Origin of the sequence: Pseudomonas sp. Z1-12 (assembly GCF_051132015.1) — a bacterium.
Taxonomy (GTDB): Bacteria; Pseudomonadota; Gammaproteobacteria; order Pseudomonadales; family Pseudomonadaceae; genus Aquipseudomonas; species Aquipseudomonas zanjanensis.
Genome location: NZ_CP071647.1, coordinates 3,207,223 through 3,222,377 on the forward strand (window position 1 = coordinate 3,207,223; position 15,155 = coordinate 3,222,377).

General features: G+C 65.5%; 5 protein-coding genes. 3 read left to right on the top strand and 2 right to left on the bottom strand.

Annotated elements, in window-relative coordinates; all coding sequences use genetic code 11:
- Positions 1 to 15 precede the first annotated feature (15 nt).
- The gene (locus tag J3P85_RS13515; RefSeq protein WP_434706185.1) at positions 16 to 6,453 is read right to left on the bottom strand and encodes an amino acid adenylation domain-containing protein; all 6,438 of its coding nucleotides are present in this window, start codon (positions 6,451 to 6,453) and stop codon (positions 16 to 18) included.
- A gap of 302 nt (positions 6,454 to 6,755) precedes the next feature.
- On the opposite strand from J3P85_RS13515, the gene J3P85_RS13520 reads away from it, so the two are divergent.
- The 3 genes from J3P85_RS13520 to J3P85_RS13530 are packed head-to-tail and all read left to right on the top strand — an operon-like array spanning position 6,756 to position 12,913.
- On the top strand, positions 6,756 to 7,640 hold the full coding sequence (locus tag J3P85_RS13520; protein ID WP_434706186.1) for an ABC transporter ATP-binding protein: 885 nt from the start codon (positions 6,756 to 6,758) through the stop codon (positions 7,638 to 7,640).
- Positions 7,637 to 10,732 (top strand): hypothetical protein, encoded by a 3,096-nt coding sequence (locus J3P85_RS13525; protein ID WP_434706187.1) that lies wholly within the window; start codon positions 7,637 to 7,639, stop codon positions 10,730 to 10,732. Before J3P85_RS13520 ends, J3P85_RS13525 begins: the two co-directional genes overlap by 4 nt.
- Before the next feature lie 33 nt (positions 10,733 to 10,765).
- Positions 10,766 to 12,913 (top strand): TonB-dependent receptor, encoded by a 2,148-nt coding sequence (locus J3P85_RS13530; protein WP_434706188.1) that lies wholly within the window; start codon positions 10,766 to 10,768, stop codon positions 12,911 to 12,913.
- Positions 12,914 to 12,937: 24 nt separating this feature from the next.
- Here J3P85_RS13530 and J3P85_RS13535 read toward each other — a convergent pair whose 3' ends face one another.
- Entirely contained in the window at positions 12,938 to 14,935 is a 1,998-nt protein-coding gene (locus J3P85_RS13535; RefSeq protein WP_434706189.1) for a TonB-dependent receptor, read from the bottom strand.
- Positions 14,936 to 15,155 lie beyond the last annotated feature (220 nt).

The window sequence follows — 15,155 nt, forward strand, 5'->3', positions numbered from 1 at the left end:
GGGGTTGTGCGGGCATCAGATGACGCCCTCTTCAACGGTGTCCGAGGCAGGTTGGCGCTCAAGGATTTGCGCCACCTCCGTCAAGGTGGCGGCGCCGAACAACTGGCCCATGGGCAGTTCAAGGCCCACGCGGTTACGCAGCATTTCGAGGAAGCGCGTGGCCAGCAGGCTGTCGCCCCCGAGGCGGAAAAAGTTGTCGTGGCGCGACACGCTCGGCACGTTGAGCAATTGCTGCCAGAGCTCGGCAATCAGTTGTTCTTCCGGGCGCAGCGGTTGCTCGTCCGCCACCGGGCGCGACTGGGCGGCGTCGGCCAATCGCCCCTGCAGTGCTCGGCGATCGATCTTGCCGTTGCTGCTCAGGGGCAAGTGTTCCAGCACCAGGACGTGTTCCGGGCGCATGTACCCGGGCAAGCACTGCTCCAGGTGTCGTGCCAAGACCTGTGCGTCGGTGCTGGCCGTCACGGCGGCCATCAGCCGGTTGTCGGTGACCAGCGCCACGGCCCTGCTGACGCAGGGGTGGCGAGCGAGGGCTGCCTCGATTTCGCCCAGTTCGATGCGATGGCCGCCAATCTTCACCTGGCTGTCGGCGCGCCCGAGAAACTCCAGCAGGCCATCGGGGTGGTAGCGACCCAGGTCGCCGGTGCGGTACCAGCCATCGACAAAGCGCTCGGCATTCAACTGTGGCGCGTGGCGATAGCCGCGGGCGACGCCGGCGCCACCAATCCACAGCTCACCGGTGACCCAATCCGGACAGTCGCGGCCCAGGGCATCGACCACTCGGTAAGCCTGGTTGGTCAGTGGCACGCCGTAGGGGATCGAGCGCCAACCCGGCAGCGCTTGCTCCACCGGGTAATGGTTCGACCAGATCGCCGCTTCGGTGGCGCCGCCCAGGGCGATAAAACGACAGTCAGGGGCCTGTTGCCGCAGGCGCTGGGGCAGGTCGAGGCCAATCCAGTCGCCCGACAGCAACGCCACGTTCAGGCCCAGTGGCTGGCGGTCATGGGCATTGGCTTCCAACAGCATGTCCAGCAAGGCCGGCACGCTGTTCCACAGGGTCACGCGATGGTGTTGCAACGCTTTGAGCCAGGCCCGTGCATCACGGCGCTGGTCCTCCTCGATCAAGACCAGCGCACCGCCCACCGACAGCAGGCCGAACAGGTCGTACACCGACAGGTCGAAATCCAGCGCTGACAAGGCCAGCGTGCGGTCGCTGGCGTCGATGTCATAGCCGCGATTGATCTCGGCCACGGTGTTCATCGCGGCGCGGTGGGTGATTTCCACACCCTTGGGCTGGCCCGTGGAGCCGGAGGTGTAGATCACGTAGGCCAGCTCTGCGGCCGAGACGGCGAGCGGTGCCGACAGCGGTTCAGTGTCCAGCGCGTGGAGCGGGTCGAGGTGTTTGACGCTGGGCAATTGCGGGTCATGCCCGGCCAGGATCAGGGTGACGCCGGCCTGCTGCAGGATGCGCTGGCAACGCTGCAGCGGTTGGTCGACCCCGACCGGCAAGTACGCGGCACCCGCGGCCAGGATGCCCAGCACGCTGGCGATCTGTCGTGGCCCCTTCGCCAGGGACACCGCCACCAGATCCCCCGGCACCACGCCGGCATCCACCAGGCGGCGGGCAATGCGCAGTGCCTGTTCGGCCAGCTCGCCATAGCTGAGCATGCCGTGCTCACCCCACAACAACGCCGGGCGTTGGGGCGCTTGGCGTGCCTGTTCGAAGAAGCCTTGGTGCAAGGTCGGGTCACCCGGTACGCTCGGCCCCGGGGCATTGAGCTGGGCGCGCAACTGCGCCTGGGCTTGGGGCAGCAGGTCGGGCGGTGGGTTGTCCCAGGTGTGCTCGGCCAGCCAGTTCAAGCTGTACAAGTAGGCATCGAACATCCCTTCGACCAGGCCTTCGGGAAACAGGCCGACCACGTAGTCCCAGTTCAGGGCGATGCCGCCGTTGGCTTCCACCACCTGATGGTCGAGCCAGACCTGCGGGGTTTGGGTCAGGCCAAAGACTTGCCGGGCAAACGGCCCGTCCACCGGCGCGGCCGTGCCATCCGGGACCCCGAGCGCACTGGTGAACACCACGGGCATGCTCACCTGTTGCTCGCCATTGCCCCGGGCCAGCTGCCGCAACAGGCTGACCGAGCCGAGGCAACGGTGCTCCAGTGCCTCGCCCAGGGTGCGCTGGGTACGCCGGGCGCGGTCGACCCAGCGTTCGCCGGGCAGCGGAACATAACCGAGCAGCGTGAGGGAGGTGAAATCGCCCATGACCTGATCGATCTGGGGATGCAGCGCCCGACGATCGAACAGCGTGAGGTTGAGGCTGAGGTCGGGACGTGCACTCCAGCGGCCGAGGGTTTCGGCAAACGCGCAGAGCAGCACGGCCGAGGCGGTGAGGCCCTGTTGTTGGGCCTTGGCCAGGATCGCCCGCCAGGCTTGGGCGTCGATTTGTCCTTGCAGGCGTTCGAAGCGCGGTTGACCCAGGCTGGCGGGGTCCGCCGCCAGCGGCAGTTGCGGGTGCGGCGGCAACTCGGGCAGGCGTTCTTGCCAGAAGTGTTGCGCGGCTTGCAGCTCGCCCGCGTCCACGGCGGATTGCAGTTGATAGTCGCGGAACGACAGTTCCAGCGGCGCCAGCGTCAACCCAGGGTCACGGTAAATGGCATCGAGTTCTGCGTAGAAGCGCAGGATGCTCAGGGCATCGAGGATCAGGTTGTCCAGGCTGATGGCCAACCGCGTATAGCGGCCATGAGTCACGGCCTGCACATCGAACAGCGGCCACTGGCCCGGATCGAACACGCGATGGGCACAGTGTTCGCGCAAGTCGTCGAGGCTGGTGTAGCCCTGGCCGATTTCGAAGGACGGCAGCTGTTGCAGGGGCAAGATGCGCGCCTGGCCGCATTGATCGAACACGGCGCGGAGCATTTCGTGGCGCTCGATCAAGCGATCCAGCGCGGTCTGCAGGCGCGGCAGGTCGAGGTCCTCGACATCGTACTCGCGATAGAAGTGGCAGCTGACGCCGCCCAGTACCAGGCTCGGGTCGCGGCCCAGCCAATAGGCCTGTTGCACCTCGGTCATGGGGAAGGGCGCGTGGCGTTGCGGCAGGTCGGGCACAATCGTGTGCCGCGGTTCGGCCTGGGCCTGTCGATGCAAATCGGCACAAAAATGCGCCAGCACCGGTTTGGCGAATACCTGGGCGATCCGCGCGCCTCCCAGCCCTTGCCCTGCAAGCAAACGCACCAGGCGGGTGGCGCTCAGGGAGTCGCCGCCCAGGGCGAAGAAGTTGTGTTCACGGCAGACCTCAGCACAGCCCAGCAATTGCTGCCAGGCATGGGCCACCAGGGTTTCGATGTCGCCGCAGGGAGCGGACAGGTTGGCCTGCACCGGGGCGCTGTTGGCCGCCAGCCAGTCGTTCAGTACCTTGCGATCCACCTTGCCATTGCCGGTCAAGGGCAACTGCGCGCAGCCCAGGACAGTGCTGGGAATCATGTAGCCCGGCAGGCGCTCGGCCAGATGTTCGGCCAGTCCCTGTGGGGCCAGGCGTGTGGGCATCACGGGGCCGTCCGTCAGGCGTACCACTGCTGCCAACTGCTGGCCGGCCAGCAGCGCCACCGCCTGCTCGACGCCGGGCCAGGCCAGCAAGGCGGTTTCGACTTCCCCGGCTTCGATGCGGTAGCCGTGCAGTTTGAGTTGGAAATCGGTGCGCCCGAGGAACTCGACGTTACCGTTGGGGTGATAGCGCGCACTGTCGCCGGTGCGGTACCAACGCAAGCCTTGATAGTCGACGAAACGTTCAGCTGTGCGCACCCGGTCGCCGCGATAACCCTCGGCAACACCGGCGCCGCCGATCCACAGTTCGCCGGCCACCCAGTCGGGGCAGTCGTGGCCGTGTGGGTCGACGATGCGCAAGCGGACATTGTCCAGCGGCGTGCCATAGGGCAGGCAGTGCCAGGGCAAGGGTTGGCCGGGCAGCACTTCGAACAGGGTCGAGTGAATGGCGGTTTCGGTGGCGCCGCCCAAGGCCATGAAACGGCAGCCGGGGGCTTGGGTCCACAACCGTGGCGCCAGGTCCGGAGCGACTTTGTCGCCGCCAAGCAATACCGCGCGCAGGGGCAGGCTGGCACCGGCGGGGGCGCAACCGAGCAGCATGTCGAGCAACGCTGGCACGCAATTGAGCACGCTGGCGCGATGCCGCAGGGCCAGTGCACGCCAGCGTCCGGCATCACGCTGGGCCTCGGGTTCGATACCGATCACCGCCGCCCCAGTCGACAGCGCGGCAAACAGGTCGAATACCGACAAGTCGAACTCCAGGGCCGACAGCGCGAGGATTCGATCGTCGCTGTTCAGTTGCAAGCGCCGTTGCAGGTCTTCCAGCGTGTTGGCGGCGGCCTGATGGCTGATTTCCACGCCCTTGGGTTCACCTGTGGAACCGGAGGTATAGAGGATGTACGCCAGGTCGCTGATCGCTCCGGGCCGGGGGGCGTCCAGCGCCGTGCTGGCGGCGGGCAGTTGCGTGAGCAATAAGCGCGCGCCCGACGAATCACAGATTTTCCGGCACCGCGCCGCTGGTTGATCGACGCTGATGGGCAGGTACGTGGCGCTGCACGCCAGGATGCCCAGCACCGCGATCACCTGCTCGGGCCCCTTGGGCAGTTGCAACGCCACCACGTCACCGCGCCGCACGCCTTGGCCTTCCAGGTAGGCCGCCACGTGTAGAGCACGTTCGGCGAGTTCGCCGTAGGTGATGACGGGATGGTCGCCGTGCAGCAACGCGGGCAGGGTGGGGGTCAGGCGCGCCTGGGCAAAAAAGGCTTCGTGCAAGCGTTGTACCGGCAGCGGCGCCGCCTGGCCCTGGACGCCATTGCGGACGTCAAGTTGGCTGGCAGGGATCAGCGCCGGAGGCGACAGGTCCCAGGCCGAGGCTTCAAAACACAGGCGCTGCAACAGCCCGGTATACGCCTCGAACAATCCATCCAGTACCCCGTCGGCGAACAACCCTTCACGGGCGTCGAGATTGACCAGGACACCGCCGTCCAGCTCGGTGACCTGGGCGTCGAGCCACACTTGCGGGCCTTGGGAAATGATCCAGGCCGGTTGGCCGAAACACCCTTGCACGCCCTCGGCGAACAATTCCCCCAACCCCAGGGCGCTGGTGTACACCACCGGCGCCAACACTTGCTCACCCCGTTGGCGGGACAGTTCGCGCAACACCTCCAGGCCGGAAAACGCGCTGTGTGCCGCATCGCTGTGGAAGCGCCGTTGCAGGGCCGTGGCACGGGCGGCGAACGTGCCGCTGACGTGACCGTCCCACGCCAGCAGGATCGATGAGGTGAAATCGCCAACCAGGCGCTCGACGTCGGCATGCAGTGGCGTGCGGTTGAACAGCGGCAAATTGAGCAGCAGCTCGGGCGTCTCGCACCAGGCGCCAAGGGCTTCGCAGAACACCGCCGCCAAGGCCATCGCCGGCGTCAGGCCGTGCTCCCGGGCGTGGCGCTCGAAGGCCTGGCGCTGGGACGGCGGTAGCCAGTGGTGACGGCGTCGCACTTGGCGATCGTCGCCCTGGGGCTTGATGGGCAAGCGCGGGGCGCCGGGCAACCGATCCAGGCGCTGCAACCAATAGTCACGGGCCTGTTGATGAAGCGCACGTTGCTCGGGACTGGCGTGTTCACGGCGCAGGTCGGCCAGGTAACGGGCAAAGCTGTAGCCCAGCGCGGCCAGGGGCTGTTGGCGATACAGCTGCACCAGGTCGCCGAGCAGGGTGCGCAGGCTCAGCGCATCGGCGGCGAGCATGTCGAGGTTCAAATGCAGGCGCGTCCCGTCGGGCAGCAACGACAACTGGATGTCCAGCACCTGGCCTTGTTCAACGGCCAATTGGCGGTGGGATAACTCAGTGCGCAACGCCGATAGCCGTTGTTGCTGTTGCTCGGCGCTGGCCTGGCGCAGGTCATGCACCTTCAATCCCGGCCAGGGGCTGCGGGCGAGGATCCGCTGGCGACCGTCGTCGAGAAACTGTGCGCGCAACATCGGGTGGCGCGCCAGCAACGCCCGTACGGCGGCTTCCAAGCGGATCGGGTCGACGTCGCGGCCATCGAATTCGTTGTAGAAGTGCGCGGCGACACCGCCCAACTGCTGGCCGGGGGCGCGTCCGATCCAATAGGCGTGTTGCATCGGCGCCAGTTCGAAAGGCTGGCCGTCGTCCGCAGGCGCGGTAACCGCCGCCGGGACTTGGGGGGCCACCTCAAGCATGGCCAGCCAGGCTGACAGGCGCGGGTCGGCGATCAGGTCGGCAAAACGCGCGGCCAGGCCATGGCGGCGCCATTGGCCGGCGAGGCGAATCAGGGTGACGGAATCCAGCCCCCATTCGATCAGGTTCGCCTCCAGGGGAATCTGGTCGGCGGGCAGGTCGAGGGCCTGGGACAGGGATTGGCGCAGCAGTGTTGCGGTTGAGGTGCTGGGAGTGGCCATGGCTCAACGTCTTCTCATTGCTAGGGCCCGGACCGGGGTTGGCCCAGGCGCTGGGGGCAGGCAGTTGCTTGGGGGAAGATGCTAGTCATTCTCATTTTGCCAACTACCCGGATCGAATCGTTTTTGCCCCGCATCCGCGTCTCGCTCACCGGTTGCAGTGCCGTGTTGGCTACGCACAACGCCAATCGCTCGCAGGATGCGGTTGGAAAATGACTTGAATCGGGTAGAGCCCGCCCCATGCCCTTGACTACCGTCGCTCGCCGCCCCTTGCCGGGCCTGTGTCCCTCTGATTGGAGTTACGGATGTCTGTCGATTCGGGTTTACAAGTGCGCGGCCTGCGCAAGCGCTACCACAACGGCGTCGAGGCGCTGCGCGGCGTGGACCTGAGTGTCGGCCCCGGGATGTATGGCTTGCTGGGGCCCAATGGCGCGGGCAAAAGCAGCTTGATGCGGACCCTGGCGACCCTGCAGCAACCCGACGCCGGCAGCATTCACCTGGACGGGGCGGATGTGTTGGCCGATTCCGATCATTTGCGCCGCCGCCTGGGCTATCTGCCGCAGCAATTGGGTGCGTACCCGGGCGTGAGTGCACGGGACTTTCTCGATCGTTTTGCCTGGCTCAAGGGTCGTACCGACAATCGCCAGCGCCGCGAGGAAATCGAGGGCCTGCTGGACAAGGTCAACCTCCAGCAGGCCGCCCATCGGGCGCTCGCCACCTATTCGGGCGGCATGCTGCGCCGGTTCGGCATCGCCATGGCGTTGGTCGGTTCGCCACGCTTGCTCATCGTCGATGAGCCCACGGCGGGCCTCGACCCGGCGGAGCGCAACCGTTTCCATCGGGTGTTGGCCGATGTCGCCGCCGAGTCCATCGTGTTGCTTTCGACCCACATCGTCGAAGACGTCGAAAACCTCTGCAGTCGACTGGCCGTGCTGGCCGCTGGGCAGATCATTGTGGAAGGGAGCCCGGCGCAGTTGCTGGCGGCCGAGCAGGGCCGGTTGTGGGAAGCGTCCTTCGACCGTGGCGAGTCGCTGCCCGTTGCCTTGCATGTGGCCGCCAGCCCCCAGGGCAGCCGCGTCATCGTCCATGGCGAGCGTCCTGCCGATCCACGTTTCGTGCCCCACGCGCCACGCCTGGAAGACATCTATTACCTGGCCCTGGCCCAGGCGGGTGAGGCGCTCGACGCATGAGTACCTTTGCTCTGCTGATGCGCGAGGCCTGGGTGGAAGTGCGCGCCGGGTTGCGCAGCGGCATTCCGTTGCTGGTGTTCCTTGGCCTGACCGGCTACCTGCTGATGGCCCTGACCAACGCCGACTATGTGCAGAAGATGGGCGCCAGCGATATCGCCCGCAATGCGCCGAGCCTGATTTACCTGATGTCGTGCGGCTGTATGTTCTTCCTGTTTTTTGCCTGGGCCTGGGTGTTTGCCCAGCCGGCCCTGAGGGACCGCAAGGCACAATTGGAAGAAGTGCTGTTGGCCTTGCCGTTGTCGCTGCCGGCGCTGCTGTGGGGACGTTTTATCGGCGCGGCGTTGGTGGGGGGCTTGCTCGCCAGTTCATTGATCGTCGGCTTTCTCGTCAGCCCGGTGCTGGGCTGGCTCGGCTGGGTGCCGGCGGCGAGCATCGGCGCACCCATGTGGTCGGCGCTGGGGTTTGCCTGGGTCGCCTTGCTGTTGCCAGTGAGCACCGGGATTGGCGCGTTGTATTACTTGCTGGCCTTGCGCAGCCGAGGCCTGGCCGCACCGTTTGCCTTGGCGACGGTGCTGATGCTGTTGTGGATGTTCGCCGTGGTGGTGCTCAAGGGCGGGCACATCAACCCGCTGTTGGCGGCCAGCCTCGATCCGTCACTGTTCACCTTTGCCCAGGCCCAAGTGGAAACCTGGAACGCCGCGCAGAAATCCCAATCGCTGTTGGCGTTGACCCCGGGGTTCTGGCTTAACCGCGCGCTGTGGTGTGGGTTGCCGTTGCTGCTGCTGGCCGTCGTCCTGGCCCGCACCAGCCGCCAGGGCTTGATGGGGCGCCGCGGTGGCGCCGTGTTGGCCGAGCCGCCGATGCTATTGGCGAGCCACGTGCGCTTGCCTGGCCCGTTACCCGCCAGCCGCTGGCCGCGGGCGTTGTGGTGCGAGGTTCGCTGGCAGGTGCGGCAGTTGTTTGCCCGGCGCATCGGCTGGGTTGCCCTCGGCTTGTTGCTGGCCATGGGCATACTCAGCGGGTTTGTTCATATCGTGTGGCATGCGCGCGGGCCGATGGTGCCGCGACCGGACCTGATCTTGCCGTTGTTATCGAGCGCGTCGTTCCTGGTGATCGCCTTCATTGTCGCGGCGCTGGTGGGGCTGGTCTGCCGGCGCGATGACGTGGAAGGCCTGGGCGCAATGCTACAGGCCACCCCGGCGCCGGCGTGGCTGCGTTTGTTGGGACGGGTGGCCTGCGTGCTGGTGGCGACGCTGGCCTTGGCGCTGGTGCCGGGGGTTGCCAGCCTGGTGATCAGCGCGTTGGTCGCCCCCGACAACTGGGCACCGGGCTTTGTGCTGATCTATCAGACACTGGTGTTCGCGCCGCCGTTGCTGGAACTGGCGATGCTCACGGTGCTGGTGCATGCCTTGATCCGTCGATCCGGCCTGGCGTATGCGACGTCCATGCTGTTGACGTTTTTCCTGGTGCTCAACCATGAATTGGGGCTGGTCAGCTATCCCGCCTATGCCATGGCGATACCGGCCCACGTGGCCTTGTCGCAACTCACGGGCTGGGCGCCCTGGCTGCCTTATCTCGCCACTTTGACCAGCTGGAAACTGGCCGGCTGCCTGGTGATGGTTGCGGTGGCGGCGTTGGCCTTGCCCCGTGGGCCGGAGCGACGTCGTCTGACGGATGTGCGCCGCAGCCTGCTGGGCTTGCCCGGTGCGTTGCTGGTGTTGGGGACCGTGGGTTTGCTGGGCAGCGGCGCGCTGTTGCATCGGCATCTGGTGGAGCAGGGCGACTACCGGTCGGTGGCCGAGGAACGGGCCGAGCACGCCGAATGGGAACAGCGATGGCTGGCCGGGGCGGGCGCCTGGCAGGTGGCGGACGGGCGCTTGCACTTGCGCATCGACAGCGTTGCGCGACGTATCGACGGCGAGTGGACGCTGGGAACCGTAATCGCCGCCAACGAGCACCTGGACGCAGAATTGCCGCCGGGGTTGCACGTCACGGCGGTGAGCGTCATGGGCCGACCGGTCCTTTTTGAACAGGCCGCCGGGCATTTGCGTATGCCTTTGGCGGAGTGCGCGGCGAGCGGCTGCAGCGTGCAACTGAACTGGACGCTGGATGTCGCCGGCTGGCCGTCCGAAGGTGACGCATTCTGGCTGGGGCCGCGAGGGGTGTGGCTGCAAGCGCGCCGCGTGATGCCGCGCCTGGGCCTGGACAGCGAGCGCTTGCTGCGCGCGCCGGTCCACCGTGCCGAAGCCGGTTTGCCGCCGCAGGTGCCGAGTTTTCCGGCGGGAGCGGCCGTCGCCGTGGACGCGGTGGCACCGGCGGGGTCGTGGCAATGGCTGATCGAGGTGGATGGCCAGGCGTTCAATGGCCAAGGCGCAGGACCGCTGGATTTCGCCTATCACACGGCCGTGACACAAGACATCGACGGTGTGCAAATGCTCGCCGATGCCGGCCGGCAGCAAGCCGCCCGTGAGGTGCGCGAAGACTTGGAGGTCATGTCCGCCTGTGTGGCTCGGCGCCTGGGCAGTCGCCCAAGCGTCGAGGCCCTGAGCCAGTGGCCGACCGGCATGGGGGCCAGTCATCTGAGCCAGGCCCATCTGGTGCTCAGCCAGACGCCGGACTGGGATGTGGCGCAGGCAGGTGTCGGGCGCTGGACGCGCCGTGCCCATATCGCCGAACTGCTCGCGCGGCGAATGCTGAGCGATGCCAGCGACCTGCGCCAGGCCCCGGGTTACCTCTGGCTGAGCCAGGGTGTGGCGGGCGCGATCGGCTTGCTGTGTGTTGGTGACGTCGACGGCGTTGAGGCCCGCTCGGCCTTGGTGAAGTTGATGGCCGATGATTTGACCCGCGCCTTGAGCAATGACGGCGAGCCCGTCGGCACCTTGGCCACTGCCCGGGAACAGGGCTGGGTCGCGACGTATGCACCGCTGGCCAGCCTGGACTGGGTGGCCGGACAAAGCGCCGAACAACTGGCGGCAATGACCGCAAGCATCCGAAATGGCCAGGGATGGCCCGCCGCGATCCAGCACCTGTTGGGCGCGCCCTCTGACCAGGCGATCACCGCAGCGCTCAAGCGCTGGGGGCCTGCGCAATGAATTCGAACCATCCCTTTTGCCTGGAGTTGTTCCATGTCAGCACCGCTGTCGATCAAACCGCTGCGCCGTCCCCTCGGCTGGCGGGAGAATGTCTTGACCCAAACCCTGGCACTGGCCTTGTCCAGCCAGATGTGCGCGGCCTATGCCGCTGATTATCAACCTGTCGCCAGCACGGAGGTGATCGAGCTGGCTCCGTTGATGGTCAGCGCTCGGTTGAACGAAGAAAGCGCCAAGGATATTCCCTTCGGGCTTACCGTGATCGACGGGCAAACCCTCGAAACCCGGCGCTTGCGCACCCTGGAAGACGCGTTGCGCACCACCCCGGGGGTGGATGTGAATTCCTGGGGCGGCGCCAACGACGCCAATGTGCGCATCCGCGGTGTCGGTTCGCTGAACCAGATGAGCATGGACGACGGCTCGGTGGTGCTGAATGTGGACGGGGTGCCGATGTCGGTGCGCAACGCGGCGATGGCCACCCTCGACGTGGCGCAGGTGGAAGTGCTCAAGGGCCCCCAGGGTACGTTGTTGGGACGTAACAGCGAGGCGGGCGCGATCAACGTCACCACGCGCAAGCCGACCCGCGAACGGGAAGGTTATGTGCGCGGCGAAGTCGGCAGCCAGGGCCAGTTCATGACCGAAGGCGCCGTGGGCGGGCCATTGACCGAGTCCCTGGCGGGGCGCATTGCCGTGCGCCGCAGTGGCTTCGACAACTGGGTCGATGACCAGCAGGATGGCGACCCGTTGACCCAGCCACGGGACCTGGCCCTGCGCGGCAGCCTGCTGTGGGACAACGACCAAGGCACGACCGGCCTGCTGACCGCCGAGCGCCAGCGCGCCGAGCATTATGCCGGCCTGGAGATGCTGCGCCCCTTTGGCAACCGCCCCAGCCTGGACTACACGCCCGGCACGTTCGATGGCAACCAGAAAACCAACGAGCGTTATTCCTTCGAACTCAACCATGACCTGGCGCAGTCGCGGATCACCTCGATCAGCGCCTACACCAGCACCGACCTCAATGCGGTCAAAGGTTACGACCGCAACATCACCGAGGCGCTGTACGGTTCGCCGTTCGAATACCTGATCGAGGATTCTGCCAAAGAGCGTGTGTGGAGCCAGGACCTGCGCTTGGGGTCGCTGGCCGATGCCGATGTGTTCTGGGTGACCGGGGTGAACCTGTCACGCTCCGAGCGCAGTTTCGATTCCGACAACTTCACCAACGGCGCACAACAGAGGCGCGATTTCAGCACCAACAGTTATGCCGCCTACGGCGAGGTGACGTACCCGATTGCCGAAGACTGGAAACTCACCACCGGCCTGCGCCACACCTGGGATCGCAAGACCTATGGGGCCGACTATTCCAGCGGCGGCAATACCGTTGGCGACAACCGTCGGTTGCAGGACAACTACAGCACCGGGCGCGTGGCGCTGAGCTACACACTGACGCCGCAGACGAACCTGTACGCGGTACTGTCGCGAGGCTATAAATCCGCCGGTTTCAACGATTACGCCACCTCGGTCAAGGACAGCGAACCCTACAAAGCCGCCAAGGTGAACGCTGTCGAAGTCGGCTTCAAGCACGAAAGCGCCGAGGGGGCCTTGAGTCTCGAGGGGGCGTTGTTCCTGACCCGCGTGCAGGACGATCACCTGCTGGGGTATGACTTCAACACCCTGGCGGTCAGCGCCGTGAATGCCGACACCCGCAGCAAGGGCGCCGAGCTGTCGAGCACCTGGCATGTCACGGATGAGCTGACGGTGGGCAGCGCCATCAGCTACATCAACGCGGTGGTGACCTCCGACGCACCGGGGGTTTCTGGTGGTGATGTCGCGTCGGGAAGTCGCGTGCCGGATGTGCCGCTGTGGAGCGGCAACTTCAGCGTCGCCTGGCAGAAAGAGCTGGGCGCGTTCCTGGGCTTGCCGGCGCCGCGCCTGAATACGTTGATCAACTATCGCGTGCAGAAAAATCGCCCGGCCGACCCGCAGAATCACTACGACCTCAAGGGCTACGCCAAGCTGGACCTGCACCTGGGCCTGGAAAGTGGCGGTTCGGAAGTCTACCTGTGGGGCGATAACCTGCTCGATGCGCGCTATGACTTGTATGGTTCGTATTCCACCGACCAGGTGCTGACCGGCATGCCGGGCCGAGGACGCTCGGCCGGCGTGGGGTACAGCTATTCGTTCTGAGTGCCCCTTGAGTCAAAGGGCAGGTTAGAACTGATAGGTGTAGCCGACCCCCAAGGTGCGCCGCCGTGCCGGCGCACCGTAGGCCACCGGGTCGCTGTAGAAACCATAGGTGTCGTAGGTTTGGTTCAGCAGGTTGTCGGCGAAGGCATAGACTTCGCCGAAGCGGCTTTCCAGGCCTGCGCGCAGGTCGAGTTTCTCGTAGTTGTCCAGGTTGAAATGATTCTGCGGATCGGCGGCGCGTTCGCCCACCAGGCGGTAATTGAGGCTGGTATTCAGGGTGGTTTCGCCCAGGCTGGCGAAGGTGCCCAACGGGTGCTGCCAATTGATGTTGAAGTTGCCGCTCCAGCGCGGCACATCCGGGGTACGGTTGCCGGCGGCGATGTCGCCGGCCTGGATGCCGTGGACGGCGCTGGTGATCTTGGCGTCGAGGTAAGTGGCGCTGGCGGCCAGGGTCAGGCCGTGGTCGAAATGCCAGGTGCCTTCCAGTTCGGCGCCGCGGGTGCGGGTATCGGCATTGAACGCATTGGTCGCGAAGGTGGCCGCGTTGTAGCCCAGCAGGTGGTCGTCGTGCACGCGGGTGTAGAACAGCGCACCGTTCAAGCTGCCACGGCGGTCTTCTGTTTCACTTTTGAAGCCGAGTTCGGCGGCTCTGCTGACGGCGGCCTTGTAGGGCTCGCTGTCGCTGACCTGCGATGCATAGTCATTGAATCCCCCGGATTTATAACCTCGCGCCAGTTGCACGTAGACGTTGGTTTGCGGGGTGAGCGCGTAGCTCAGGGCCACGCGGCCGGTGCCGTAATGGTCGGTCAGCTGGCGTGAATCATCCACGGTGCTGGCACCATTGATGTATTGGCCATCGTAGGTCTTGCGATCCCAGGAATGGCGATAGCCCGTGGTGAGTTTCAGGCGCTCGCTGAGCGGGAAGGTGACTTCGCCGTAGCCGGCATAGGTGGTGGTGGTGAAATCGCGGAGCCTGGCGCTGTCAGTGCCATAGGTGTTGCGCGGGGTGTCGTAGCTGCGCTCGTTGCGGCTGGCGGCAAGGCCGGCGATCCAGAATGTCTCGGAATCGGGCAGTGAGCTCAAGTGCAGGTCTTGGCTCCAACTGCGCTCGAAGGATGTGTCCACCACCCAGTACTCGCTGGGCGTGCCGTACAGGGCGCCCATCAGTTTGCTGTCATAGGCGATCAAACCCTCGAAGTCGGCGGTGGAGGTGGCGGTTGTAGAGGTCAGGCGACTGTTGGCGAAGTCATGATCGACCTTGACCGTATAGCGTTCGGTGGTCTTGTAATTGTCGTCGAACAGGCCGGGCGTCAGGTCCAGGCTGGGGTCGCTGCCGTAGGGGCGCAGCACCAGCGAGTTGGTGGCGCGCTCGGTTTTCTGGCGTTCGGCACTGAACAGCACCTGGGTCTCATCGTTGAGGTCCCAGAGCAGGCTGGCGCGATAAGCCTCATTGCGCGGCTGGGTGATGGGATCGTTGTTCCGGTCATTGTCGATCCAACTGTCATAGCCGGCACGGCGCACCGCCAGGCGGCCGCTGAGGCTGTCGCTGATCGGTCCGCCGATGGCCCCTTCGCTGAGGAACTGGCCCTCCTGGCCGACTTCGCCACGCACATAGCCTTCCAGTTCCCGGGTTGGCTGGCGGGTGGTGATGTTCACCGCGCCCGCTTGGCCAATCGCACCGGACATCGTGCCCTGGGGCCCCTTGAGCACTTCGATGCGGTCGATATCCAGGGTGCCGAAGCCGAGGCTGCGGGAGGCGACTGGCACACCGTCGATGTTGAAGGCCACCGAGCTGTCATCCATCGACATCTGGTACAGCGAGCCGACGCCACGGATCAGCACGTTGAAGTCATTGGGGCCGCCGGATGAATTGACATTGACCCCGGAGGTATTGCGCAGGGCGCTTTCCAGCGTGTCGAGGCGCTGGGTACGCAGTTGCTCGCCACTGATCACGCTAAGGCTGATGGGCAGGCTCTTGGGGTCTTCCTGCTCCATGCGCGCAGTCACGGTCGAAACGGGCAATTCAAGGATTTCGCCGGTGGCGGCAAGGACTGGACTGGCCAGTGTCCAAGTTAAAACTATTGTTATAGTATTACACCTATAGCAAGATCGAGGGGTCGTCGTGTTGCGTCGTGCAGACATAATGGGGCCTTGACTGAGGGTTTTGAGCGGTGCGCGTTAGCGTCGGCAGTCACGAATAAGCGCAGCGTGTGCGACGCGCCAGATGCTAATAATTATCAAT

What these genes read in the sequence shown, in the direction of transcription:
- J3P85_RS13515 (WP_434706185.1), bottom strand. Translation starts at nt 6,453, where the DNA reads ATGGCCACTCCCAGCACCTCAACCGCAACACTGCTGCGCCAATCCCTG.
- J3P85_RS13520 (WP_434706186.1), top strand. Translation starts at nt 6,756, where the DNA reads ATGTCTGTCGATTCGGGTTTACAAGTGCGCGGCCTGCGCAAGCGCTAC.
- J3P85_RS13525 (WP_434706187.1), top strand. Translation starts at nt 7,637, where the DNA reads ATGAGTACCTTTGCTCTGCTGATGCGCGAGGCCTGGGTGGAAGTGCGC.
- J3P85_RS13530 (WP_434706188.1), top strand. Translation starts at nt 10,766, where the DNA reads ATGTCAGCACCGCTGTCGATCAAACCGCTGCGCCGTCCCCTCGGCTGG.